This window comes from Bacillus sp. Medicinal_06, from assembly GCF_056711665.1.
In genome coordinates this window covers 1-987 of record NZ_JBWYHD010000055.1, presented here as the reverse complement: position 1 = coordinate 987, position 987 = coordinate 1, and the positions used below count along the sequence as shown (strand labels likewise).

At 33.8% G+C, this 987-nt stretch carries 1 protein-coding gene; it reads right to left on the bottom strand.

What is annotated here, in order from left to right; genetic code table 11:
- On the bottom strand, window positions 1–707 hold a 707-nt coding region (locus tag AC1M36_RS28305), incomplete at its 3' end, for an Rpn family recombination-promoting nuclease/putative transposase (RefSeq protein ID WP_479846523.1).
- Window positions 708–987 lie beyond the last annotated feature (280 nt).

Here is a 987-nt window from a genome sequence, read left to right as displayed (position 1 = left end):
GCTTTCTCCCTTGCTTCATACGCTTGTCGGAAAGAAGAATCTTGACTCATACGTTCCCATTTATTCATTGCCTTTTGTAAAATAGGGTCTTGGTTCATCGCAATATCCTCCAATGTTTGGGTTAATTGTTCATCTTCATTCGCTGGAAGTAATAACAACCAACGGACAAATGAATCTTCCCAGGGATTTACTTGTTCATTCCGCCACTGTTGCATAAGTTTTGGAATTTCCACGATATGAACTTCGATATCACTACTCAATACCTTCTGTTGTTGCTGATTCCATAAGATTCCTGTTGTATGGAATGCTTCATATTCTGGAAACATGACAAAGTTTAATAAATTAATCGTAATTGTTTTATGAAGAGAACTATAGGGCATTCCTTTTTGAAGTTGGGATGTGTATAGCCTTCCCCAGTAATATAAACTTCTCTTAATCATATCATGATTATTATTTAGCTGGATTTCTACATTTACCTTTGTTCCTGTATCTAATGTTGCGGAAATATCTAAAATCGATAATTTATCCTCTTCATGTTCCCTGTGTAAATGTGGATCTTCTAATTGTAACGAAACAATGGGTGATTCTAAAGAATCTTGTAACATAGCATTTAAAAACGCAATGAGAATATCTTCATTTCCACTTGTACCAAATAATTGTTTAAAAGCAAAATCAATGCGTAAATTTACTAATTGTTGGTTGGACATGGGTTTTCCTCTCCCCGTCTCATATGATATTTTTCTTTCATTGTACATAAAAAAGCAATACACATGCAAACAAGCTCTTATATCCATTGACATAAGAGCTTGTTTGACACCATACATAATTAACAGATTGGTTGGATTTCATAGAAACTGAAAGATTGCCTACTGTAAGAAAAACTCACGTTTAGTATACAAAATACGAATCAAAATGCCAATACATTTAAATTTATATTCAATCCGATGGGTCAAAGCGCCAGATTTATTTCTTATCCAAACGCGTACT